A 23,413-nucleotide genomic window follows, 5' to 3' on the forward strand; every position below is an offset into this window, starting at 1 on the left:
GGACGCTTGCGCACGCATGCACCATGCCAGACCGCTCTTGCAATCCGGTTACTGCAATTGATCGGATTTCAATTGCTTCAGGAAGAAACAAAGCCCGCCGACTGACCGCTAATGATCGGCGCCAGCGGCCTTCTTCTTCGCCGCCGCGGCCGAGGCAAATCGCTCGCGCAATTCCTTGCCCTTGCCGGGAATGGTCTTCTGGCGGGCGCGGCCGAAGGCCAGCGCGTCGTCGGGCACGCTTTCAGTGATGACGCTGCCCGATGCAATGTAGCCGCCCTTGCCGATCGATACCGGCGCCACCAGCGAGGAGTTCGAGCCGACAAAGGCGCCCTCGCCGATCTCGGTGAAGAATTTCGAATAGCCGTCATAGTTGCAGGTAATGGTGCCGGCGCCGATATTGGCGCCCGCGCCGACGCGGGCATCGCCGATATAGGTCAAATGGTTGACCTTGGCGCCCTCCTCGACAACAGCCTGCTTGACCTCGCAGAAATTGCCGACCTTGGCCTTCTGCCTGAGATCGGCGCCTGGCCGCAGCCGAGCGAATGGCCCGACATCGCAATTGGCCGCGATGGTGGCGCCTTCGATATGGCTGAAGGCATGGATCTTGGCGCCGCCGGCGATCTTCACGCCCGGGCCAAACCAGACGTTGGGTTCGACCAGCGTGTCGGCGCCGATCTCGGTGTCGTGCGAGAAATAGACCGTTTCCGGCGCGATCAGCGTCACGCCCGACAGCATCGCCTCCTGGCGTCGACGCTGCTGCCAGATGCCCTCCGCCTGCGCCAGTTCGGCGCGGTTGTTGATGCCGAGCGCATTCTCGAAACTGGCTTCGGTGGCGACGACATCGAAGCCTTGCGCGCCCGCGATCTCGACAATGTCGGTCAGATAATACTCGCCCTTGGCATTCTTGTTGCCGACCGCGTCGAGCAGCTTCAGCGCATGGGTGCCGGCGACCGCCATCATGCCGGCATTGCAGAAGGTGATTTTCTTCTCCGCTTCGGAACAGTCGTTCTCTTCGCGGATGGCGATCAGCTTGCCGCCTTTTTCGACCAGCCTGCCATAGCCGTTTGGATTGGGCGTTCGGAAGCCGATCACCGCGACGGCCGCGCCTTCGGCGAGTTTCATCCGCGCCAGGGTCAGAGCCTCCGCATCGATCAGCGGCGTGTCGCCGAACATCACCAGGATGTCGTCATAACCCCTTGATATCGCTTCACGGGCGGCAAGAACGGCGTGCGCCGTACCCAGGCGTTTGTCCTGCACGAAGGTCTCGGCCTTGGGTGAGAACTTCGCCACCGCCTTGCGCATCTCTTCCGCGCCATGGCCGATGACGATCGCATCGCTGCTGGCACCGGCGGCGTCGGCCGCCTTCACCACATGGGCGACCATCGGCAGGCCGGCGATCGGATGCAGCACCTTCGGCAGCGCGCTCTTCATGCGCGTGCCTTCGCCAGCGGCGAGGATGACAGACAGGCAGGATCTCTGGCTCATGGGCGGACAACCATAGGAAAAGGGTTGGGAATCAAGACAGGATAGCAGTGGCGCCATGCTGCACCAATGCGGTTAAATTCCGGTGAGATGGTCGAGCAAGTGACTTTTAATCAGTAGGTCCACTGTCCGATATTTTATGGCAAATGCCGCAGTTGCGGCCTTACCCCAGCCGCCCCAGCACCGGAAAATTCTCCAGCAGCCAATACGACACCGTCTGCACGCCGCCGGTGAGGAAAAACACGCCGGCGACCACCAGCAGCGCGCCGATCGCTTTTTCGACCCGGCCGAGATGGACGCGGAATTTGCCGAGGAAGCGCATGAAGGCGCCGGAAAACAGCGCCGCGATCAGAAAGGGTATGCCAAGCCCAAGCGAATAGGCGGCGAGCAGCAGAGCGCCCTCGCCCACCGTTTCGCGCCCGCCGGCCAACGTCAGGATCGGCCCCAGCACCGGGCCGATGCAGGGCGTCCAGCCAAAGGCGAAGGCCAGCCCCATGACATAGGCGGCGACGGCACTGGCCGGCTTGCCTTGCGACTGGAAGCGCGCCTCGCGCGACAGCAGCGGAATGCGCAATATGCCGAGGAAATTCAGGCCCATCAGGATAATCAGCACGCCGGCGGCCATCGCCAGCGGCTCCTGCCAGACGCGCAGCAGCCGGCCGATGGTCGAGGCGCCGGCGCCGAGCGCCACGAACACGGTCGAGAAGCCGAGCACGAAGGCGATCGAGGAATAAAGCAGCGCGCCACGCGTGCCTTCCCTGGCCGTCACGCCCGCATTGCCGCGAAAATCGTCGACCGACACGCCGGCCATGTAGCAGAGATACGGCGGCACCAGCGGCAGCACGCATGGCGACAGGAACGAGATAGCCCCCGCCCCGACCGCGCTGACATAGCCGATGTCCAATGCCATTCCCTGAGCTCCGACTGTTTGGCGACGATATAGCGACGCCCTGACCTGTGCGCCAATCACCAATGTGTGGCAACCGGTCGCTGTTCGGGCAATCGCAATGGCCCCGAATTCAGTAGCGCCACCCGTCTAGTACGACCGAACCGAGGGAATTGTTACTGGCAACTGCGGCCGCCAGCTGCCGATGTCCCACAAGCCTCTCGGGAAGATACCGCGATCGAAAGGCGTTGACGCTGTGAGGCCGCGATTTCCCGCGTGTCTCCAGATATCAGGGAGATTTCCATGAAAACCATAACCGTAGGGCTGGCAGCACTTTTGCTCAGCACCGCCGCATCCTTCGCCGCTGACGCGTGGAAGGAAGCAGAGGTCAATGGCACCAAGATCTACACAGACGCCATGGGCATGACGCTTTACACCTATGACAAGGACGAGAAGGGCAAGTCGAACTGCTACGACAAATGCGCCACCAACTGGCCGCCGCTGAAGGCCGAAGCCGGCGCCAAGGCCGACGACGAATGGAGCGTTGTCGACCGCACCGACGGCACCAAGATGTGGGCCTATGATGGCAAGCCCGTCTACACCTTCATCAAAGACAAGAAGGCCGGCGACGTGAATGGCGACGGCGTCGGCGAAGTCTGGCACATCGTCAAGGCCAACTGAGTCTTCGCACCCATTCCCGCTTGTTGGCGGGACAAGAACTGGCCGCCGTGTATCCTTCCAAGCAAGTCCGGCGGCCAGCACCTATCTGCCTATCACGGCATAGCCTGCGCGCGCCATCGTGCCGGCTGTTCGCGACTCGGCCGAAAAACCAAAACAGGTCGTTTCGGCCGACTCCGCACCATCATCACCTCGAGCTGAAATTCTGTGATTTTCTCCATACACTCTTAGAGTGTATTGCTGCCGGCGACCTCGCAATTTGGGCGCTTCCCCTTGACCGGATGCAAAAGCGCGGCCATGTGAGCGACAAACAGAAACGAGATTTCGTCGCGCGCAGCGGAATTCTTCTGGCGCATCACAGCAGATAAGAGACCTCATGGACGTCGTCGTCGTCGAATCGCCGGCCAAGGCTAAGACAATCAACAAATATCTGGGCAAGAACTACAAGGTTCTGGCTTCGTTCGGCCATGTCCGCGATTTGCCGGCCAAGGACGGCTCGGTGCGCCCGGATGAAGATTTCGCCATGTCCTGGGCGGTCGACACGGCATCGGGCAAGCGGCTCGCCGACATCGCCAAGGCGGTCAAGGATGCCGACGGCCTGATCCTCGCCACCGACCCTGATCGCGAAGGCGAGGCCATTTCCTGGCATGTGCTGGAAGTGCTGAAGCAGAAGCGCGCGCTGAAGGACAAGCCCGTCAGCCGCGTCGTCTTCAACGCCATCACCAAATCGTCGGTGCTGGAAGCCATGGCCAATCCGCGCCAGATCGATGCGCCGCTGGTCGATGCCTATCTCGCCCGCCGGGCGCTCGACTATCTCGTCGGCTTCACGCTGTCGCCGGTTCTATGGCGCAAATTGCCGGGCGCCCGTTCGGCGGGCCGTGTCCAGTCGGTGGCTCTGCGCCTGGTCTGCGACCGTGAATCCGAGATCGAACGCTTCATCCGCGAGGAATATTGGCAGATCGCCGCCATCCTCGGCACGCCGCGCAACGAGACTTTCGAGGCGCGCCTGACCGCCTTCGAGCGCAAGAAGCTGCAAAAGCTAGACATTGCGAACAAAGCGCAGGCCGACGACATCAAGGCGATGCTCGAGGGCGCGACCTTCAAGGCGTTGTCCGTCGAAGCCAAGCCGACAAAGCGCAACCCCGGCCCGCCCTTCACCACCTCGACGCTGCAGCAGGCCGCCTCGTCTGGCCTCGGTTTCTCGGCCACGCGCACCATGCAGGTGGCGCAGCGCCTCTATGAAGGTATGGAGATCGGCGGCGAGACCACCGGCCTGATCACCTATATGCGAACCGACGGTGTGCAGATGGCACCCGAGGCCATTTCCGGTGCTCGGGACGCCATCGCCAAGGAATTCGGCCCAAAGTACCTGCCGGAGAAGCCGCGCCAATACACCGCCAAGGCCAAGAACGCCCAGGAAGCGCACGAAGCGATCCGCCCGACCGACTTCATGCGCACCCCGGCATCGGTCAGGCAGTATCTCGATTCCGACCAGTTGCGGCTCTATGAGCTGATCTGGAAGCGCGCCATCGCCAGCCAGATGCAGCCGGCCGAAATCGAGCGCACCACCGTCGAGATCGAGGCCGTCAATGGCGCCCGCACCGCCGAGCTTCGCGCCGTCGGGTCGGTCGTCCGCTTCGACGGCTTCATCGCCGCCTACACCGACCAGAAGGACGACGACGCGGAAGACGAGGAAAACCGTCGTCTGCCGGAGATCCGCGCCGGCGAGCAGCTTGCCCGCCAGGCGATCAACGCCACCCAGCACACGACCGAGCCGCCGCCGCGCTATTCCGAGGCCTCGCTTATCAAGAAGCTGGAAGAGCTCGGCATCGGCCGGCCGTCGACCTACACGGCAATCCTCAAGACGCTCGAGGACCGCGACTACGTCACGATCGACAAGCGCCGGCTGGTGCCGCAGGCCAAGGGCCGTCTGTTGTCCGCCTTCCTCGAAAGTTTCTTCGAGCGCTATGTCGAATACGACTTCACCGCCTCGCTCGAGGAAAAGCTCGACGAGATCTCCGATGGCAAGCTTGCCTGGAAAGACGTGCTGCGCGATTTCTGGAAGGATTTTTCGGGCGCGGTCGCCGACATAAAGGAACTGCGCGTCACCGACGTGCTCGACGCGCTCAACGAGGAACTGGCGCCGCTGGTCTTCCCTACCCGCGAGGACGGCTCGAACCCGCGCATCTGCCCGAAATGCGGCACTGGTAATCTGTCGCTGAAGCTCGGCAAGTTCGGCGCCTTCGTCGGTTGCTCGAACTATCCCGAATGCTCATTCACCCGCCAGCTCGGTGACGCCGCCAATCCGAACGGCGAGAATGGCGGCGGCGAGGACGGCACCAAGGTGCTCGGCAAGGATCCCTACACGGCTGAGGAAATCACCCTGCGCTCCGGCCGCTTCGGCCCCTATATCCAGCGCGGCGACGGCAAGGAAGCCAAGCGTTCGAGCTTGCCCAAGGGCTGGACGCCCGACTCCATCGACCATGAGAAGGCGCTCGCGCTGCTAGGTCTGCCGCGGGACGTGGGAAAACATCCCGAATCCGGCAAGATGATCTCGGCCGGGCTCGGCCGTTACGGTCCGTTCGTCCTTCATGATGGCACCTACGCCAATTTGGACAGCATTGAGGACGTGTTCTCCATCGGTCTCAACCGTGCCGTCACGGTGATTGCCGAGAAGCAATCCAAGGGCAAGGGCGGCCGTAATGGCGGCACGGCGGCGGCTCTGAAGGAACTTGGCGACCATCCGGACGGCGGCGGCAAGATCGTCGTGCGCGACGGCAAGTACGGGCCTTACGTCAATTTCGGCAAGGTCAATGCCACGCTGCCCAAGGGCAAGGATCCGCAGTCGGTGACGATTGAGGACGCTCTGGCGCTGATTGCCGAGAAGGAAGCCAAGGGCGGCGGCGGCAAGAAGCCGTTCCGCAAGGCGGCAGCGGCCAAGGCACCGGCGGCCAAGAAAACAGCGGCCCAAAAGCCGGCTGCGAAGAAGCCGACCGCGAAGAAAAAAGGGTAGGACAGCGTGGCGCGCAGGATCACCGGAAGAAGCCACGGCGATCCGCGCACCGCCGACACGAGGGCCAAGGTCAAGGACGACTACAAGCCATCGCGCGATGAGATCCTGCGCTACATCGCCGAAAATCCCGACCGGGCGGGAAAACGCGACATCGCCAAGGCGTTCGCGCTGCGCGGCGACGACCGCATCTGGCTGAAAGATCTCCTGCGTGACCTGCAGGATGAGGGCGTACTCACCAAGGAGCGCAAGCGGCTGGCCCGCGTCGGCGCCCTGCCCCATGTCGCCGTGCTCGACATTTTCGGCCGCGACGGCGACGGTATCTTGCTGGCGCATCCGGCGGAGTCCGTGGGCACGGGCGAACCACCCGTCGTGTCGATCCGCGTGTCGCGCGGCGGCAACGGACCAGCGCCGGGCATCGGCGACCGCGTCCTGGCCAAGACCTTCCCGACCGATGACCCCTCAGGCCCCGCCTATACCGGACGGGTGATGAAGATCTTCGAGAAGCGCAACGATGCCGTTCTCGGCGTCTTCCGCGTGCTGCAGGACGGTACCTTCCGCATCGAACCAGTGGAACGGCGCCAGCCGGAGCTGATCGTCGACAAGGAATTCCAGAACGGGGCTGAGAATGGCGACCTGGTCGAGGTCGAGCCGGCACGCGCCTCCCGTTATGGGTTGCCGAGAGCCAAGGTGCTCAACGTGCTGGGTTCGCTGACCAGCGAAAAGGCGGTCTCGATGATCGCCATTCATGCCCACGACATTCCGCACATCTTCCCGGCCGACGTCATCGCCGAGGCGGAGGCGGTGAAGTCCGCGACGATGGCCAATCGTGAGGACTGGCGCGACCTGCCGCTGGTCACCATCGATCCGGCCGACGCCAAGGACCATGATGATGCTGTCTTCGCGACGCCTGACCTGGACGAAAAGAATCCGGGCGGCGTGATCGCCACTGTCGCGATCGCCGATGTTGCCGCCTATGTCCGGTACGGCACGGCACTCGACCGCGAGGCGCTGAAGCGTGGTAATTCGGTCTATTTCCCGGATCGCGTCGTGCCAATGCTGCCCGAGCGTATTTCCAACGACCTCTGCTCGCTGCGCGAAGGCCAGGACCGGCCGGCGCTGGCGGTGCGCATGACCTTCTCCGCCGATGGCCACAAGATCAGGCACTCCTTTCACCGCGTGATGATGAAGTCCGCGGCGAAGCTCGCCTACCCACAGGCCCAGGCGGCGATCGACGGCGCACCGGACGACAAGACCGGCCCGATCCTCGACACGGTGCTGAAGCCGCTATGGGATGCCTATGCGATCCTCAAGCGCGGTCGCGACGGCCGCCAGCCGCTCGAACTCGACCTGCCGGAGCGCAAGATCCTGCTCAAGCCGGATGGCACGGTCGATCGCGTCATCGTGCCGGAACGGCTCGATGCCCACAAGCTGATCGAAGAATTCATGATCCAGGCCAATGTCGCCGCGGCCGAGACGCTGGAGGCGAAGAAGCAGGCGCTGGTCTACCGTGTCCACGACGCGCCTTCGCTCGCCAAGCAGGAATCGCTGCGCGAATTCTTGGCAACGCTTGGACTATCGCTGGCGCGCGGGGCGCAGATGCGGCCCAGCCAGTTCAACGGCATTCTTGAGCGCGTGCATGGCGCCGACAACGAGGCACTGGTCAATGAGGTGGTGTTGCGCTCGCAGAGCCAGGCCGAATATTCACCCGGGAATATCGGCCATTTCGGCCTCAACCTCAGGCGCTACGCGCATTTCACCTCGCCGATCCGCCGCTACGCCGACTTGATCGTGCACCGCGGACTCATTGCCGCACTCGGCCTCGGTCCCGGCGGGCTGACGCAGGACGAGGAAGCGCGGCTCGAGGATGTCGCGGTGCTGATCTCCGGCACCGAACGGCGCGCCATGGCGGCCGAGCGCGACACGGTTGACAGACTGATATCAGCCTATCTCGCCGAACGCATCGACGAGCGCTTCGACGCCCGCATCTCCGGCGTCACCAAATCAGGACTATTTGTCCAATTGCCGCAATATGGCGCCGATGGTTTCATCCCCGTCTCAACTCTGGGCGGCGATTACTATACATATGACGAAACGGCCCGCTCCCTGTTCGGAGAACGCTCGGGAAAAGGCTACCAGCTCGCGGACCGCGTCGAGGTTCGGCTCGTCGAGGTGGCACCCATGGCCGGCGCGATGCGTTTCGAGATGTTGACCGACCCGAAGCCCCTACCAGGCTCCACCAGGTCGTTTCACAAGGCTAAGGGCCGCGCCCGTGCGTCGCAATCGCGACCGGGGTCGCGCGGCAGGAGACGATAATGGAACAACAGGTTTTCGGCGGCGAACATCAGTCGGGCCGCGTTGCCCGCCCATTATGGACGGCGATGAAGCGTGGCTTTTTGGGGCGCTGCCCGAACTGCGGCGAAGGCAAGCTGTTTCGCGGCTTCACCAAGACCGTCGAGACCTGCAGCGTCTGCGGCGAGGAGATCCATCACCATCGCGCCGACGATCTGCCGGCCTATCTGGTCATCGTCATCGTCGGCCACATCATTCTCGGTGCCTTCATGGGCGTGGAAGCGACGTCGACCTTGTCCACCTGGCAGCACATCCTCATCTGGGTGCCCCTGACCATCTTGCTGTCGGTAGCGCTGCTGCAACCTGTCAAAGGCGCCGTCATCGGATTGCAATGGGCGTTCTATATGCACGGCTTCGGCGGCGAAAAGGATGGGATTGAGCCTCATCCGAGAGCCTAGAGCTCCGGCTGGCGCAACATACCGACCGTGAAAGGCCACTTTCGCTTGCCAGAAGTTTCCGCTAGGTCCCTGCGCATGGAAGCAATGACCAAGGTGGACGTCGACAAGCTCGACAAGGGTCTTGCCGCACATAGCGGCCGGCCTCTGCGTCCGCGTGACGCCGCGACGCTGATCCTGCTCGACCGCAAGGGCGATGAGGTGCTGGTGCTCATGGGCCGCCGTCATGCCGGCCACGCGTTCATGCCAGGCAAGTTCGTGTTTCCCGGCGGCCGCACTGATCCGGCGGATAGCCGCGTCGCGACCGCTACCGCATTGCACCGCGATGAGGAAGCAAAGCTGCTTGCTGGTCCCGGCCGCACCAGTGCCGCGCGAGCCCGGGCTGTCGCATTGTCAGCGATTCGCGAGACCTATGAGGAAGCCGGGCTGCTGATAGGCCAGAAGGCCGCCTTTGCCACCGACAAGCGTGACTGGCAGGGTTTTGTCGAACACGGCGTAAGACCGTCACTGGAAACGCTGCGTTTCATCGCGCGCGCCATCACCCCACCCAACCGGATACGCCGCTTCGATACCCGTTTCTTCAGCGCCTGGCGCAACGATGTCGCCGTCGAACTGCCCGGCGGCGGGCCGACCAACGAACTCGAGGAACTGGTCTGGCTGCCGCTCGCCAAAGCCCGGGAAGCCGACATACCCGACATCACGCGAATGATCCTGGACGAGCTGGAAAAGCGCCTCGCCCATGATCCGCTGCTGCGTCCGGGCGGTCCAGTCCCCTTCTACCGGCTTGTCCGCAACCGCTTCACCCGCGAACTTCTGTAGGGCAATTCCAGGAAAAGTGTGACGCGGTTTTCCGCCCGGAATTGCGTAAGATCAAAGAGACAGAGTATTCAGCATCCCATGACGGTCGATACCCAACCCAAGGGCGACGAACGCGTACACTGGCTGCCGATGGTGGCGGCGATCTCGTCGATCAGCGTCGTCGGCATCGCCATTGGCCTCGGCATGCCCCTGCTCAGCGTCATCTTGGAAACGCGGGGCCACTCGGCTTCGATGATCGGCCTTAACACCGCCGTCGCCGGCCTGGCCTCGATCGCCGGTGCGCCGTTAGCCACACCGCTCGCCATGCGCTTCGGCGTCGCCTGGACCATGATTGGGATGATCGCCGCCGGCGCCCTCGCCTTCGTCGGCTTCCATTTCGCGCCCGACTTCTGGATGTGGTTTCCGCTGCGCATCGTGCTTCATATCGCGTTGACGGTGCTGTTCATCCTGTCGGAATTCTGGATCAGCACGTCGGCACCGCCGCACCGGCGCGGTCTTGTGCTTGGCATCTACGCCACCGTCCTGTCGCTCGGCTTTGCCGCCGGACCGTGGCTGTTCGCCCATCTTGGCAGCTCCGGCTTCAGGCCGTTCGGCGTCATCATCGTACTGGTGACGCTGGCCGCGATACCGGTGCTGGCCGCGCGCAATGAAAGCCCCTCCATCGTTGCCGATGGCGAGACCAGCAACTTCCTTCGCTACATCTGGCTGGTGCCATCGGCGACCGCCGCCGTGCTGGTATTCGGTGCGGTCGAAACCGGAGGCTTCGCGCTGTTTCCGATCTATGGCAACCGCATCGGCTATTCGGAAGCCGACGCCGCATTGCTGCTGACCATGATCGGTCTCGGCAATGTGCTGCTGCAGATACCGATCGGCATGATCAGCGACCGGGTCAGCGACCGCCGCTATCTGCTGCTCGCCTGCGCCACCGTCGGCCTTGCCGGCACGGTCTTCATGCCCTTCTTCGCCCAGAATTGGCACCTGATGGCCGCCCTTCTGTTCGTCTGGGGCGGCGTTGTCGCCGCCATGTACACGATCGGCCTTGCCCACCTCGGCTCGCAACTTTCCGGCCATGAACTGGCATCCGCCAACGCCGCCTTCGTGCTCTGCTATGGTGTCGGCATGGTGCTCGGCCCGCAGGCGATCGGCATCGGCATGGACGCGTTCGGTCCGTCCGGTTTCGGCTGGTCGCTCGGCCTGTTCTTTGGCGCCTACATGGCGCTGGTTGGCGTCAGGCTCGTCCGCAAGATACTCCTTTGACCCTTTGAGACAGCGACCGCTGCTGACAGAACCGTGTCAGCAGCGTCAGGTTAAAAGAGTGTCCCCCAAAAACGGAAGTTGAGGACACTCCCATGATCGACAGCGGCTTTGAAACCACATCATTGCGAATGACGCTCCTGCTGCTTGTGACCTTCCAGGCCCCGGCCGCGGATGTCGACCGCATCATGGACGCGGTCGTAGCGATCGCCCCGCTGGCCATGGGCAAATACGACCGCAACGCCTATCAGTCGGGACACGGCATCGAGCGCTACAGGCCGCTTGAAGGGGCCGCGGCCGGCGCCGAAATCGAATTGCGCCGCCGCCCGGGCACGGTCGAGGTTTCATTCGAACTGCCGGATGACCAGGCGCTGGCAAGCCGCGTCGTCGAGGCGATTTTCCAGGCCCATTCCTATCAGGAGCCGGTGATCCGCCTCCAGCCGATCCTCGCCAGCCGGTCCAAGGGGCTGGATGACCGCGCCAACCCGAATCGTTGGTGGAACACGACCGGAGACTGGAAGAAGGTTGCGGCGTCGGAGACGGAAAACGTCTGATTTACGCGTAGTGGGCTACCCGGACGGGCCGCATCAGGTCCGCCGGGCTTGACTTTCCAAGCACGTTCTTTATGTGTCGCGCCAAGTTTCCCGCGTCCGGGTGTTTTCCCCGTGCTCCAGCGGCCAAAACTCCACGAACGAACGGACTGATACCATGGCCAAAGCCGCAAACATCAAGATCAAGCTTCTATCGACCGCCGACACCGGTTTCTTCTACGTGACCAGCAAGAACAGCCGTACCAAGACCGACAAGCTGTCGTTCCGCAAGTACGATCCGGTCGCCAAGAAGCACGTCGAATTCAAGGAAACCAAGATCAAGTAATCTGGGTTTTCCCTGTAAACAAAAACGCCGCCCATCGGGCGGCGTTTTTGTTTGCAGAGCAGAGGCTGCGGTCTGGTTCCCTCAGCCCGGCTGAATTTCCTTCAGCCGATGCGATCGCCGCTTTTCGGATCGAACAGATGCAGCGACGTCGGATCGGCCGCCAACCGCACGATGTCGCCGGGCTTGACGCCGGCGCGTCCCATGGCAAAGACGCAAAGCTGCTGGCCGGCCAGCGCGACGTAGAACTGTGTCGAGAGGCCGAGCGGCTCCACGACCCCTACCTCGCCCTGTAGCGCGCCGTCATCGGCCAACCGGATATGCTCGGGCCGCAGGCCGATGGTAATGGCATCGCCGTCGCTGAGCGGCGGGCCATCCGGCAGTCTCAGCGCCTGGCCATCGGCCAGCACCGCTTCCGGTACCTCGCCCTTGCGAACCGTCGCCGGCAGGAAATTCATGCCCGGCGAGCCGATGAAACCGGCAACGAACACGTTGGCCGGACGGTCATAGAGATCGAGCGGCGCGCCAACCTGCTGGATCAGCCCGTCATGCATGACGACGATCCGGTCGGCCATGGTCATAGCCTCGATCTGGTCGTGCGTGACATAGACCGAGGTGGTCTTCAGTTGCTGGTGCAACGCCTTGATCTCGGCCCGCATATGGACGCGCAGCTTGGCATCGAGGTTGGACAGCGGCTCATCGAACAGGAAGACCTTGGGATCACGCACGATGGCGCGGCCCATGGCGACGCGCTGGCGTTGGCCGCCGGACAGCTGCCGCGGCAAGCGCTGAAGGTAGGTGTCCAGGCCCAGCCGCTTGGCCGCGCCATCCACCCTGGCATCGATCGCCGGCTTCTCGGCCTTGCGCAGCATCAGGCTGAAGCCCATGTTCTTCGACACATCCATGTGCGGATAAAGCGCATAGGATTGGAAGACCATGGCGATGTCGCGATCCTTGGGCGCCACATCGTTGACCAATCGCTCACCGATACGGATCTCGCCGCCGGAGGCTTCCTCCAGCCCGGCGATCATGCGCAGCAATGTCGATTTCCCGCAGCCGGATGGACCGACCAGAACGACAAATTCGCCGTCGGCGATTTCAAGGTCGACCGCATGCAGGACGCGGACGGCGCCGTAATCCTTGCGGACCTTTTCGAGCGTGACAGAGGCCATCGGTCTATCCTTTGACGGCGCCGGCGGTCAGGCCGGTGACGAGATAGCGTTGCAGGAAGGCGAAGAAGATACAGACAGGGATCAGCGCCAGGATCGACGCCGCCATCATCTGCCCCCAGTCGACGGCGAATTTGCCGATGAAGGTGAGCAAGCCGACGGCGAAGGTCTTCTGGTCGTCGCTGGAGATCAGCATCAGCGCGAACAAGAGCTCACTCCAGGCGGCGGTGAAGACAAAGCCGAGCGTGGCGCCCATGCCGGGCAGCGTCAGCGGCACGATCACCCGGCGCATTGCCTGCGCACGCGTACAACCGTCGATCATCGCCGCCTCTTCCAGATCCTTCGGGATGCCATCGAAGAAGGATTGCATCAGGAAGGTGGCGAAGGCGGTGTTGAAGGCGGTGTAGATGACGATCAGCCCGGTCAGGCTGTTGATCAGCCCGATCTGACCCATGACGCGGTAGATCGGCGGAATGACCATCACCAGCGGAAAAGTCTGGGTCAAAAGCAGCATCAGCGCCAGCACCGCCTTGCCGCGAAAGGTGAAACGCGACATGGCGTAACCGGCGAGCGTGGCGATCACCGTCACCAATGCCGCCGTCGACACGGAGACGATGACGCTGTTGAGGAAATAGCGCGGGAAATCGGTGGCCTCGAGCACGGTGACGAAATTCTGCAACGTCGTGCGCGACGGCCAGAAGGTGATGCCTTCGGAATAGAGCAGCCGCTCCGGCGTCACCGAGATCTTCAGCGTCCAGTAGATCGGGAACAGGGCGAAGATCACATAGGCGGCGATCGCCGCGTAGAGGCCGATACCACCAAAGAACCGTTGTGAAGCAGAGCGTCCCGCGATCATCAGACGTGCCTCACCAGGGAGCGGCGGATGGCGATCAGCGCGATTGCATAGGCGATCAACAGCACGAGCAGCAATACGGCCACCGCCGAGGCATAGCCCTTGTCCAGTGACTTGAAGGCGCTGACATAGATATAGACTGGCACTGTATTGGTCGAACCAGCCGGCCCGCCCTCGGTCATGACGAAAATCAGGTCGGCGAAGGTGGCGATCCAGATGGTGCGCAGCATCACCGTGATGGCGATGGTCGGCGCGAGGAATGGCAGCGTCACCTTGGTGAAGCGCTGCCAGGGCGAAGCGCCGTCGATCGCCGCCGCCTCGTGCATTTCGGACGGGATAGACTTCAGCGCCGCCAGAAGCGTGATGGCGAAGAACGGAATGCCGAACCAGACATTGGCGACGATCGGCCCCCACATCGCCGTGGCGGGATCGGAGAGCACATTGGTCGGCTCTGCCTTGAGCCCTAGCGCGTACAGCCAATGCGGCAGCGGCCCGATGATAGGGTTGAACAGCCAGGCCCAGGTCAGCCCGGACAGGAAGGACGGTACGGCCCAGGGCAGGAACACCAGAGCCTGCACCAACTTGCGACCCCAGAACGGCTTGTCGAGCAGCAGCGCCAGGCCAAGGCCGAGGAAAAATTGGAAGAACAGGCTGGCGATCGTCCACCACAGCGTGTTGATCAGGGCTTGCCCCAGAACCTGATCCGACAGCATTGCCTGATACTGGCCGAGCCCAACATATTCCGACTTGAAGGCCGAGAATTTGCGGAAGGAGTAGCTGATGCCGATGATCAGCGGCACCAACAGCACCACGATCAGCAGGATGATCGCCGGGCTGAGATAGAGCCAGGGCTCGATGACGGCATGCGACAGCCGCTTGCGGCGCGGCTTGCCGGCGGATCGTATTTCGGACACGGCATAGGTCATTGGGTGAGGATCGGCTCCCTGGAGCGGCGTCGGGGACAGCGTCCTTCTCCCCGTTTGCGGGGAGAAGATGCCGGCAGGCAGATGAAGGGCAGCGCCAGTCTATCGAGGCGTTGCGCCGCCCCTCATCCGTCACTTCGTGACACCTTCTCCCCGCGAACGGGGAGAAGGGAACAAAACTACTTCTTGTTCTTCGCCAGCCAGTCCTGCTGTTCCTTGGTCAGGAAGGCAGCCCATTGGTCCGCGACGTCCTTGGCGGTCTTCTGGCCAAGCAGCACTTCCTGAAAGTTCTTGATCGCGACCTGGTCGACGAAGTTGCCGAGATTTTCCAGATGCGTCGGCGGCGTCACCATTTCATATTTGGAGCTGTCGCTCAGTTCCGTGAACCAGCCCTTGAACTGCTCGGTCTTGAAATGAGGATCCTGGTCGGCGCCATTGTGGATCGGGACGACGCCGACTTCCTTGGCCCATGCCAGATTGTCCTTGGGCGAAAGCAGCGTCGCCATCAGCTTCCAGGCGTCGTCCTTGTGCTGCGAATTGGCGAACATCGCCCAGCCGGCATAGCCGAGCGTCGGATACGACTTGCCGCTCGGACCAACGGGGAGCGGCGCCACGGCGAAGTCGTCGGCGCTCATCTTGTCGGCGATGCCGAGCAGCGCGTCCGGATCCTGGTTCAGCATGGCGCAGGTGCCGGAATAGAAGCCGGTGACGGTCTCGTTGAAGCCCCAGCTCACCGCATCCTTCGGCGCCAGCCCGTCCTTGTACATGTCGGCCAGCATCTGCAGGCCCTTGACCGAGCCCTCGTCATTGATGGTCGAGGTGCCGTCCTCGTTGAAGTAGCCGCCCTTGCCTGCGGCGATGTTCATGAACATGTGCATGCCGTTGAAAGCGCCCGGCCCGCCGCGCAGGCAGTAGCCATACTTGCCCGGGATGGCGGAGATCTTCTTGGAATCGGCGACGAACTCGTCGAGCGTGGCCGGCGGACCGTCGAGGCCGGCTTCCTTGAACAGCTTCTTGTTCCAGAACAGCGCGTTCACATAGTAGCCGTAAGGGATCATGAACTGCGTGTTGTTGACCGTCGAACCGAACTGCTTGGCACGGTCGCCGAGCGTCTTGGCATCGTCCCACTTGGCCATGTAGGGGCCGAGGTCCTCGAGCTGGGCATTGTTAGCATAGAGACCCATCCAGCGTTCCGGCATCTCGACCACGTCGGGCGTATCGCCGGCCTGCACCATGGTCAGGAATTTTTCGAAGGCCTGCCCCCAGGGCAGCGAGATCAGCTCGACCTTGACGCCGGGATTGGCCGCCTCGAACTCGGCGATCTGCTTTTTCAGGAATTCGGTGCGCGGCGGGCTGGTGATGACTTCGACCATCTTCAGGGTCGAATCGGCCAGCGCGCTCCCGGCGGAAATCGCCAACCCCGCAACGGTGGCAAGCATGATGGTCAGTTTTTTCATGTTCAAGACTCCCATTTTGAACCCGCTTGTTATTTTCTGGCTTTTTCGAAGGCCTGGGCGACGTCGGCCCAGAGGTCTTCGACACTTTCCAATCCGACATTGAAGCGGATGGTTCGGGGGCTGACGCCGAAGCGCGCCATCGAATTCAGTCCCGGCGTCTGCTCCAGTGACGCCTTGGCCGGCACGACCAGGCTTTCATGCCCGCCCCAGCTGACGCCGATGCGGAAAAACTTCAGCGCATCGACAAAGACGGGGATGTCGATATCGTCCGTCACCTCGAAGGAGAACAGACCGGCATAGCCTGCCAGCGTCGCCTTGCCCGGATGGTTCGAATAAACCGGATGGTTGACGCGCTCGACATTGGCATGCGCCTTCAGCCGCTCGGCGATGGTGAGCCCGCTCTTCATATGGTGCGGCAGGCGCAGCGGCAGCGTGCGCAGGCCGCGCAGCAGCAGCCATGCTTCGAACGGCGACAGCTTGCCGCCGAGATAGGAATAGGTCTGTTCGTTGATGTGCTTGATATGCGCTGCGGAGCCGGCCACCACGCCGGCGACGGTATCGCTGTGGCCGCCGAGATATTTCGATGCTGAATGCAGCACCAGGTCGACGCCATGCATGATCGGCTTCTGGAAAACCGGCGTCGCCCAGGAGTTGTCGATAGTGGTGACGATGCCCTGTTCCTTGGCCAGCCGGGTCAGATGCGGCAGATCCTGCAGCTCGAACATCATCGAGGTCGGACTTTCCAGATAGAGCAGCTTGGCGCCGGGAAGTGCCGCCGCCACCGCATCGGGATCGGAACCGTCGACGTAATCGACCTTGATATTGAGCCGCGGCAGAAGCCGCTCGAACAGCCGGTAGGCATCGCCGTAGCAGTTCCGCACCGCAACGATACGCTCGCCCGCCCCGACAAAGGCAAGCACCGCGGCGCTGATCGCCGCCATGCCGCTGGAAAAGCCGCGCGCGGCCTCGGCGCCCTCAAGGGCGGCAACACGCGCCTCGAATTCCATTACCGTCGGATTGTCGCCACGCGAATAGATCGGCTGCCTTCGCTTGCCGGCAAAGGTGTCGGCCATCTCGGCATAATTGGCAAAGGTGAACAGCGAGGTCTGGTAGATCGGCGGCACCACCGCGCCACCGGGGAACGGTTCGTCATGCGCCAGCAGTGTCGCCGCCTCGGCAAGATAATCGTGATCGAAACCGCTCGGATGCTCGTTCATGTCTGGCTCGGAAGTTTGAGTTTGGCGGCACCGCGCTTGAGATCGTCCTCGACGGTGGCGATCAGCTTGAGTGCCTCGGCGCGGGCCCCCTGCGGGTCGCGCGCGGCGATGCGCTCATAGATGGTGCGGTGGTAGGGAAAGCTGGCGTGACCGAAATCGCGCACGCCCAGCGGATGCTCCCAGAAACGATGGAACAGCTCGTGCATGGCTGCGATGATCTGTTCGAACAGCGGATTGCCGGAGACGCGGTAGACCGCCTGGTGGAACTCCCAGTCCTCTTCAGACGACATGCCGTCGCGGGTACGGAATGCCTGCTCCATGATGTCGAGCTTGCGCTCGATCTCGGCGATGTCGGCCGGGCTCGCCCGCTCGGCGCAAAGAGCCGCGGCCTCCGCCTCCAGCGCGCGGCGGATTTCAAGCGTTTGCATCAGGCTGGTGAAGTCGTTGCCGCCCGCCAGCGTCAGCGGCATATGCAGCATGTCGGGCGACACAGCCGCCTTGAGATAGGTGCCGCTGCCTTGCCGGCGCTCGACGAGACCAAGCCCTTCCCACCGCGTCAGCGCCTCGCGCACCGTGTTGCGGCTGACCTTCAGCCGCTCGGCCAGGATACGCTCGGTCGGAAGCCGCTCGCCGGGCTGCAAGGCTTCGGCGCGAACAAAGCCCACCAATGCCTTCAGCACAGCGTCATCGCGCGCCGTCGTCTGAATGGGTGGCAGGCTGTTCTGGTCCACACTTCCTCCCCGAAGCGATGCACAAGTGGTCCAATGGTCCAACCAATTTCTGCACAGACGGAGAGATGTGTCAACAGCCGAAACGAAGATGGGCCGAACGGCGCGCCGTTCGGCCCATCAGTTCAAGCGTGGCTTCGCGCCGGCGTGGCGGCTGCGCGAGTGGCGCGCCAGCGCGCGAACATGTCCTCGCGAACCCGCCTTGAACCCGCGAGCCGCTCCTTTGCTTCCGCCAGCACGGAAGGCGAAGCCTGTGCGGGCGTGCCCGATTGGAACGGAGGCGCCGGGGCATATTCGAGCGAAAGCTGCACCGTTTCGGCCTCGGCCTGACCGAGAAGCCTGGCGACAAGGGCGAGGCCGAAGTCGATCCCCGAGGTGACGCCGCCGGCGGTTATCAAGTTTCCGTCCTCGACAATTCGCTCGTCGACTGGGATGGCGCCGAACTCGGCGAGGAAATCATGCGCGTACCAATGCGTCGTCGCCCGCTTGCCTTTGAGCAGGCCGGCTGCACCCAGCACCAGGGCACCGCTGCACACCGAGGTGACGTAGCGCGCCTGAGCCGCGCGCTCCCGCACGAACTCGAGCACGGCCTGATCCTCCAGCAGCGCGTTGACGCCGCCGCCACCCGGTATGCACAGCACATCGAGAGGAGGGCAATCGTCGAAGGTCGCCGTCGGGTACAGCAACAGTCGCGTCGACGACATGACCGGATTGCGATCCTTCCAGATCAATTCCACCTCGGCGCCCTTTGCCGATGCCAGGACTTCATAAGGGCCGGTGAGGTCGAGCTGCTGGACATTGGGGAAGACGAGGATGCCGAAGCGAAGGGTCATGGAACTCTCCATAGGTTGACTCCGGCCAATCTAAGGCACCATGCTTTGGCACGATCGCCAATTATCCCTCGTTTCAAGCCAAATCGCCATGCGCCGCATCGAAATCCTTGCCTATCCCGATGTCCAGCTCCTTGATGTCAGCGGACCGCTTCAGGTCTTCGCCAGCGCCAACGACTTCAGGGCGCAGGCCGGCGAACCCGCCCCCTACGAGGTCACGGTCGTCGCCGCCTCGCCGCGGATCAGGACATCGGCCGGTCTCGCGCTGGAAGCGGCGCCGTTGCCGGCGCACGGGCCAGGGATCGACACGCTGATCGTGCCTGGCGGATGGGGCGTCAACGCGGCCTGCGAGGACCCCGGGCTGATCGATTGGGTGACCGGCCGCTCGCGCGACGCCACGCGAACAGCCTCCGTCTGCAGTGGCGCCATGCTGCTGGCGACGGCGGGCCTGCTCGACGGCAGGCGTGCCGTTACCCACTGGGGACGCTGCGCCGAATTCGCGCGGCGCTTTCCGGCGGTCCGCCTCGAACCCGATCCGATTTTCATCCGTGACGGCAATGTGTGGACGTCGGCAGGCGTGACGGCGGGAATCGATCTCGCCCTTTCCTTCGTCGAGGCCGACCTTGGCCGGCGTGTGGCGCTTGCCGTGGCGCGCGAACTGGTTGTCTTCCTGAAGCGCCCCGGTGGCCAGGCGCAGTTCAGCCAGACGCTCAAGCTGCAGCTAGGCGACGAACGCTTCGACCGGCTGCATGGCTGGATCCAGGACAATATGGACGGCGACCTTTCGCTGCCGAACCTGGCCGAGCGCGCCAATATGAGCCCGCGCAGTTTCTCCAGGCACTATCGGGAGGCAACCGGCCGCACGCCTGCGCGCGCGGTCGAGGAGATCCGCATCGAGGCGGCGCGACGGATGCTGGAACGGGGCGAGGCCGTCAACCAGACGGCCCGCCGTTGCGGCTTCGGATCGGAAGAGACGATGCGGCGCGGCTTTCTACGTGTCCTCGGCACAAACCCGCGCGACTATCGCGAACGCTTCTGACGCAAGGGCCTGTGGCACGGCGATGAGGAGGCCGCCCGCTTTGACCGTGTTGCTAACGCGCGGCGGACGGTCCGAACCAAGCGGTCAGCGCGTCGGCCAGCCCCTGTTGGGCTCCAGCCCCGACCCAGGCTACATATCCATCCGGCCGGATCAAGACGGCATCGGGCGCGGCGACCGTCCCGAGGGCCGGTAGCTCCCAGATGCCGTCATATCCAGCCTCGATCTGGCGGACCCGATCCGCCCAGGGCGTAATGTCCGGCCAGCCCGGTTCACCAACGTTGAGGAGCACCGGCCGGGCATCGTGCAGCAGGCTGAAGACCCGCGCCGGACCGCGGCCTGTGACAAGGTCGAGGTCGGGCATCCGCCGCCCAAGCAACGGGTGGCCCTCGCCGAGATCGTAGCGGATACCCAGGCCGGACATTTCCGCGGCGATCCGTTTGCGCGGCTCTTCCATGCCGAGCAACTCGGTCATCGTATCGCTCAAGGCCTTGGTGCGGTCATCCGTGCGGCGAAGCGCGACCTGCGCCATGGTGTTGCGCAACACGCGGGCGGCGACAGGATGGCGCTCGGCGTGGTAGGTGTCGAGCAGGCTTTCCGGTGAGATCCGCTTGACCACCTGGGCCAGCTTCCATCCCAGATTCACCGCGTCCTGCACGCCGATATTGAGCCCCTGCCCGCCCATCGGAGGATGAATGTGCGCGGCGTCGCCGGCCAGAAGGACACGTCTGTCGCGGTAGGCGGCGGCCTGACGTGTCATGTCGGTGAAGCGAGAGAGCCAGGTCGGGCTGTGGACCCCGAAATCGGTGCCGTAGACAGCGACAAGTGCCTCGCTGAGATCGTTCAGCGTCGGCTCGCCGCCGATGGTCAGCTGCCTCTCGGTCAGCACGACACCCACCCTGTCGCTATCCTCGATCTTGCCTATCGCATGAATGCCGTAGGCGTCGTTGCGAAAGCCCAATGCCGGTTCCCTGGACATCTCGACCTCGGCGATCATCCAGCTCATCGTCGGATCCCATCCGGCGAACTCAATGCCCGCCGCCTTGCGGATCGTGCTGCGTCCTCCGTCGCAGCCGACGAGGTATTGCGCCCTCAAGGGTTGGCCGCCGGACAAATCCAGGTGGACACCGTCATCATCCTGCGCGAAGTCAGTGACTTCCTGCCCGCGATAGATTGGCACCCCCAACTCGTCGATCCAGTCGGCCAATATCCGTTCGATATGGTTTTGTCGCAGCGCCAGCAGATAGTTGTGCCGGCTGGGAAAGTCGCTGATGTCCAAACGGATCATGTGGAACCCGACGGTCGGGAAGCGCTGCCCGCGCGAGAGAAACCGGTCGGCAATTCCGCGCTGATCGAGAACCTCGATCGTGCGTGCGTGCAGGCCGCCCGCGCGCAAGCCGGCCAGCTCCTGGGTCGGGCGCCGCTCGACGAGGGCGACATCGATACCGGCTAAAGCGAGTTCGCCGGCCAGCATCAGCCCGGTCGGACCGGCCCCGACGATGACCACAGTATGATCCCGACCGTCTCCTGACGACACAACACCCATTATCATCTCCCGTTTCCGCTGGCTTAGGCCGCGATTTTACGAAAACAGGCGGGTCTTGCCGCAAGCCCCTTGTGCGCCATATGTATGAAATAGAGAGAAGTACTCTCCCGGCCTTGGATGAACGACAGCTCAGAATGGCGGTTCGCAGTCGCGCCGCCGCAGTTGAAGCCGCGCAAGCGTTATTCAGATTTTTCCGCCCATGAAAAAAGCCCCTTTCGGGGCTTTTACGCAGTCTTGAAACAAAGGGGGCCGGTCGGCGGTTGGCAGCGGTACGAGGAGGCCACTATGTGCCAGCGCCGGCCGGCCGACCCCACGGACCCAGGAGATGCGGCGGACCTGAGCATCATGGGGTATTTCAGGGATCGAGCCGGCTATCTACCCTCGCGCCGGCTTCGTCTTCCCCTGCACATTTGCGCACGGGCTTAGGAAAATCAACAGTTTCTTAACCAAGGCTCGCGAATCGCTTGGATTAAGGTAAATAGCTAACCTTGTTGGATTGACCGAACAATCAGGCGCGCAGGGTCACGCCGCCTTGGCAACGACGCGGTTGCGGCCGCCGCTCTTGGCTTCGTAAAGCGCGAGATCGGCGCGCTTCATCAGCGCAGCCACCGTATCCACACCCTTCAGCACCGACGACACGCCAACGCTGACGGTAACCTCGATCGTCTTGCCGTCGGTACCGATGGCGAAGGGCTGCTGGGCGATTTCGGCGCGGATGCGTTCGGCCACTTTTTCGGCGACCGCACCATCAGTGTCCGGCATCACCACCACGAACTCCTCGCCACCAAAACGGCAGGCAAGGTCGATACCCCTGACATTCTTGCGCAGCCGCCGGGCGAATTCCCGCAGCACCTCGTCGCCGCCATCATGGCCGTGCGCGTCGTTGATCGACTTGAAGCGGTCGAGGTCGGTGATCATCACCGACAGCGGCCGGCGCCGCGCCACGGCGCGGTCGAACAGTGTCTGCAGATGGCTGTCGAGGTAGCGGCGGTTGTGCAGCCCGGTCAGGCCGTCCGTCACCGCCATTTCGATGGTCTGGGTGACGCTGGCGCGCAATTGGTCGTTGTAGCGCTTGCGACGCACCTGCGTGCGCAGCCGCGCCGTCAGTTCTTGCTGATCGATCGGCCGCATCAGATAGTCGTTGATGCCGAGTTCGAGGCCGCGGATGATGCGCTCCTCCTCGCCCTCCTCCGCCAGAAGGATGATTGGGACGAAACGGGTGCGGTCGAGCGAGCGCAATTGCGAGCAGAGCCGAAGCGGATCGAAATCGGCAAAGGCCGTCGAGATCATCACGCATTCATAGGGATTTTCGGCCGCCTGGAAGAACCCGGCATGCGGATCACCGGTCACGTCGAGATCGGCGCGGTCGCGCAGCATCTTCTGGATGCGCTCGACCGATGATTTGCGCTCGTCGATCAACAGCACTTTCGGCGTCGTGTCCTCGGACGCGAAATTGCGGCTGAGCAGTTCCTCGATGCCGATATTGCGCGTCGTCGAGGCCCGCAGCCGGAGCTCGTCGGTCAGCGACTTCAACCGGACCAGGCTCTTCACGCGTGTCATCAGCTGCAGGTCGTTGACCGGTTTGGTCAGGAAATCGTCCGCGCCGGCCTCCAGCCCGCGCACACGGTCGGACACCTGGTCGAGCGCGGTGATCATCACCACCGGGATGTGCGACGTCGCAGGATCGCTCTTAAGCCTGCGGCAGACCTCGAACCCGTCCATGTCGGGCATCATCACATCGAGCAGCACGACATCGACCTTGCCGTTCTCGCAGGTCTCGATCGCGTCGGGCCCGTTGCTGGCGGTCAGCACCTCGAAATATTCGGCTAGCAGCCGGACCTCCAGCAGCCTCACATTGGCAGGGATGTCGTCGACGACGAGGATCCGCGCGGTCATTTCACAAGG

General features: G+C 63.3%; 20 protein-coding genes. 9 read left to right on the forward strand and 11 right to left on the reverse strand.

The features are described 5' to 3' along the window. Window positions 1–108: 108 nt before the first annotated feature. The gene (glmU, locus tag AC1VON_RS22175) at window positions 109–1,485 is read right to left on the reverse strand and encodes a bifunctional UDP-N-acetylglucosamine diphosphorylase/glucosamine-1-phosphate N-acetyltransferase GlmU (protein WP_483124845.1); all 1,377 of its coding nucleotides are present in this window, start codon (window positions 1,483–1,485) and stop codon (window positions 109–111) included. A 160-nt stretch (window positions 1,486–1,645) separates the two neighbouring features. Beyond that, entirely contained in the window at window positions 1,646–2,392 is a 747-nt protein-coding gene (locus tag AC1VON_RS22180) for a cytochrome c biogenesis CcdA family protein (RefSeq protein WP_172350324.1), read from the reverse strand. Window positions 2,393–2,671: 279 nt separating this feature from the next. Here AC1VON_RS22180 and AC1VON_RS22185 point away from each other — a divergent pair, with 279 nt between their 5' ends. From AC1VON_RS22185 to rpmG, 8 genes are all read left to right on the forward strand, one after another. Further along, window positions 2,672–3,049 (forward strand): COG4315 family predicted lipoprotein, encoded by a 378-nt coding sequence (locus AC1VON_RS22185; RefSeq protein ID WP_172350323.1) that lies wholly within the window; start codon window positions 2,672–2,674, stop codon window positions 3,047–3,049. Between the two features lie 373 nt (window positions 3,050–3,422). Next, complete coding sequence (gene topA / locus AC1VON_RS22190) at window positions 3,423–6,059, forward strand: type I DNA topoisomerase (protein WP_483124846.1); 2,637 nt, start codon at window positions 3,423–3,425, stop codon at window positions 6,057–6,059. 6 nt (window positions 6,060–6,065) lie between these two features. Then, window positions 6,066–8,372: a ribonuclease R gene (gene rnr / locus AC1VON_RS22195; RefSeq protein ID WP_483124847.1), complete on the forward strand. Its 2,307-nt coding sequence runs from the start codon at window positions 6,066–6,068 to the stop codon at window positions 8,370–8,372. After that, entirely contained in the window at window positions 8,372–8,806 is a 435-nt protein-coding gene (locus AC1VON_RS22200) for a DUF983 domain-containing protein (RefSeq protein WP_172350320.1), read from the forward strand. The genes rnr and AC1VON_RS22200 overlap by 1 nt, the downstream gene beginning before the upstream one ends. A gap of 75 nt (window positions 8,807–8,881) precedes the next feature. Further along, entirely contained in the window at window positions 8,882–9,622 is a 741-nt protein-coding gene (locus AC1VON_RS22205; RefSeq protein WP_056572180.1) for an NUDIX hydrolase, read from the forward strand. Between the two features lie 78 nt (window positions 9,623–9,700). Next, window positions 9,701–10,879, forward strand: a complete 1,179-nt coding sequence (locus AC1VON_RS22210) for an MFS transporter (RefSeq protein ID WP_172350319.1) — start codon at window positions 9,701–9,703, stop codon at window positions 10,877–10,879. 92 nt (window positions 10,880–10,971) lie between these two features. After that, window positions 10,972–11,430 (forward strand): YqfO family protein, encoded by a 459-nt coding sequence (locus tag AC1VON_RS22215; protein WP_483124848.1) that lies wholly within the window; start codon window positions 10,972–10,974, stop codon window positions 11,428–11,430. Window positions 11,431–11,584: 154 nt separating this feature from the next. Next, the gene (gene rpmG, locus AC1VON_RS22220; RefSeq protein ID WP_006201775.1) at window positions 11,585–11,752 is read left to right on the forward strand and encodes a 50S ribosomal protein L33; all 168 of its coding nucleotides are present in this window, start codon (window positions 11,585–11,587) and stop codon (window positions 11,750–11,752) included. Window positions 11,753–11,853: 101 nt separating this feature from the next. Here the strand turns inward: rpmG and AC1VON_RS22225 are convergent, their stop codons facing one another. From AC1VON_RS22225 to AC1VON_RS22255, 7 genes are all read right to left on the reverse strand, one after another. Next, window positions 11,854–12,921 (reverse strand): ABC transporter ATP-binding protein, encoded by a 1,068-nt coding sequence (locus AC1VON_RS22225; protein ID WP_483124849.1) that lies wholly within the window; start codon window positions 12,919–12,921, stop codon window positions 11,854–11,856. Between the two features lie 4 nt (window positions 12,922–12,925). Continuing rightward, on the reverse strand, window positions 12,926–13,774 hold the full coding sequence (locus tag AC1VON_RS22230) for a carbohydrate ABC transporter permease (protein ID WP_172350316.1): 849 nt from the start codon (window positions 13,772–13,774) through the stop codon (window positions 12,926–12,928). Further along, the gene (locus tag AC1VON_RS22235) at window positions 13,774–14,697 is read right to left on the reverse strand and encodes a carbohydrate ABC transporter permease (RefSeq protein WP_172350315.1); all 924 of its coding nucleotides are present in this window, start codon (window positions 14,695–14,697) and stop codon (window positions 13,774–13,776) included. Before AC1VON_RS22235 ends, AC1VON_RS22230 begins: the two co-directional genes overlap by 1 nt. A gap of 176 nt (window positions 14,698–14,873) precedes the next feature. Then, on the reverse strand, window positions 14,874–16,151 hold the full coding sequence (locus tag AC1VON_RS22240) for an ABC transporter substrate-binding protein (RefSeq protein WP_172350314.1): 1,278 nt from the start codon (window positions 16,149–16,151) through the stop codon (window positions 14,874–14,876). Between the two features lie 29 nt (window positions 16,152–16,180). Beyond that, the gene (locus AC1VON_RS22245; RefSeq protein ID WP_483124850.1) at window positions 16,181–17,368 is read right to left on the reverse strand and encodes a PLP-dependent transferase; all 1,188 of its coding nucleotides are present in this window, start codon (window positions 17,366–17,368) and stop codon (window positions 16,181–16,183) included. Next, a complete protein-coding gene (locus tag AC1VON_RS22250; RefSeq protein ID WP_172350312.1) occupies window positions 17,365–18,099 on the reverse strand; it encodes a FadR/GntR family transcriptional regulator in 735 nt (244 codons plus the stop codon). The genes AC1VON_RS22245 and AC1VON_RS22250 overlap by 4 nt, the downstream gene beginning before the upstream one ends. A 122-nt stretch (window positions 18,100–18,221) precedes the next feature. Continuing rightward, the gene (locus AC1VON_RS22255) at window positions 18,222–18,929 is read right to left on the reverse strand and encodes a DJ-1/PfpI family protein (protein ID WP_483124851.1); all 708 of its coding nucleotides are present in this window, start codon (window positions 18,927–18,929) and stop codon (window positions 18,222–18,224) included. Between the two features lie 88 nt (window positions 18,930–19,017). Between AC1VON_RS22255 and AC1VON_RS22260 the strand changes: the two genes are divergently transcribed. Next, window positions 19,018–19,965 (forward strand): GlxA family transcriptional regulator, encoded by a 948-nt coding sequence (locus AC1VON_RS22260; RefSeq protein WP_483124852.1) that lies wholly within the window; start codon window positions 19,018–19,020, stop codon window positions 19,963–19,965. A gap of 52 nt (window positions 19,966–20,017) precedes the next feature. Here the strand turns inward: AC1VON_RS22260 and AC1VON_RS22265 are convergent, their stop codons facing one another. Together AC1VON_RS22265 and AC1VON_RS22270 are read right to left on the reverse strand one after the other, a co-directional pair. Beyond that, entirely contained in the window at window positions 20,018–21,508 is a 1,491-nt protein-coding gene (locus AC1VON_RS22265; RefSeq protein WP_483124853.1) for an FAD-dependent monooxygenase, read from the reverse strand. Between the two features lie 522 nt (window positions 21,509–22,030). Then, window positions 22,031–23,404, reverse strand: a complete 1,374-nt coding sequence (locus AC1VON_RS22270) for a PleD family two-component system response regulator (RefSeq protein WP_172350308.1) — start codon at window positions 23,402–23,404, stop codon at window positions 22,031–22,033. Between the last annotated feature and the right edge of the window lie 9 nt (window positions 23,405–23,413).

This window comes from Mesorhizobium sp. HAY1-8B, from assembly GCF_056868045.1.

What these genes read in the sequence shown, in the direction of transcription:
- glmU (WP_483124845.1), bottom strand. Translation starts at nt 1,485, where the DNA reads ATGAGCCAGAGATCCTGCCTGTCTGTCATCCTCGCCGCTGGCGAAGGC.
- AC1VON_RS22180 (WP_172350324.1), bottom strand. Translation starts at nt 2,392, where the DNA reads ATGGCATTGGACATCGGCTATGTCAGCGCGGTCGGGGCGGGGGCTATC.
- AC1VON_RS22185 (WP_172350323.1), top strand. Translation starts at nt 2,672, where the DNA reads ATGAAAACCATAACCGTAGGGCTGGCAGCACTTTTGCTCAGCACCGCC.
- topA (WP_483124846.1), top strand. Translation starts at nt 3,423, where the DNA reads ATGGACGTCGTCGTCGTCGAATCGCCGGCCAAGGCTAAGACAATCAAC.
- AC1VON_RS22200 (WP_172350320.1), top strand. Translation starts at nt 8,372, where the DNA reads ATGGAACAACAGGTTTTCGGCGGCGAACATCAGTCGGGCCGCGTTGCC.
- AC1VON_RS22205 (WP_056572180.1), top strand. Translation starts at nt 8,882, where the DNA reads ATGGAAGCAATGACCAAGGTGGACGTCGACAAGCTCGACAAGGGTCTT.
- AC1VON_RS22210 (WP_172350319.1), top strand. Translation starts at nt 9,701, where the DNA reads ATGACGGTCGATACCCAACCCAAGGGCGACGAACGCGTACACTGGCTG.
- AC1VON_RS22215 (WP_483124848.1), top strand. Translation starts at nt 10,972, where the DNA reads ATGATCGACAGCGGCTTTGAAACCACATCATTGCGAATGACGCTCCTG.
- rpmG (WP_006201775.1), top strand. Translation starts at nt 11,585, where the DNA reads ATGGCCAAAGCCGCAAACATCAAGATCAAGCTTCTATCGACCGCCGAC.
- AC1VON_RS22225 (WP_483124849.1), bottom strand. Translation starts at nt 12,921, where the DNA reads ATGGCCTCTGTCACGCTCGAAAAGGTCCGCAAGGATTACGGCGCCGTC.
- AC1VON_RS22230 (WP_172350316.1), bottom strand. Translation starts at nt 13,774, where the DNA reads ATGATCGCGGGACGCTCTGCTTCACAACGGTTCTTTGGTGGTATCGGC.
- AC1VON_RS22235 (WP_172350315.1), bottom strand. Translation starts at nt 14,697, where the DNA reads ATGACCTATGCCGTGTCCGAAATACGATCCGCCGGCAAGCCGCGCCGC.
- AC1VON_RS22240 (WP_172350314.1), bottom strand. Translation starts at nt 16,151, where the DNA reads ATGAAAAAACTGACCATCATGCTTGCCACCGTTGCGGGGTTGGCGATT.
- AC1VON_RS22245 (WP_483124850.1), bottom strand. Translation starts at nt 17,368, where the DNA reads ATGAACGAGCATCCGAGCGGTTTCGATCACGATTATCTTGCCGAGGCG.
- AC1VON_RS22255 (WP_483124851.1), bottom strand. Translation starts at nt 18,929, where the DNA reads ATGACCCTTCGCTTCGGCATCCTCGTCTTCCCCAATGTCCAGCAGCTC.
- AC1VON_RS22260 (WP_483124852.1), top strand. Translation starts at nt 19,018, where the DNA reads ATGCGCCGCATCGAAATCCTTGCCTATCCCGATGTCCAGCTCCTTGAT.
- AC1VON_RS22265 (WP_483124853.1), bottom strand. Translation starts at nt 21,508, where the DNA reads ATGGGTGTTGTGTCGTCAGGAGACGGTCGGGATCATACTGTGGTCATC.
- AC1VON_RS22270 (WP_172350308.1), bottom strand. Translation starts at nt 23,404, where the DNA reads ATGACCGCGCGGATCCTCGTCGTCGACGACATCCCTGCCAATGTGAGG.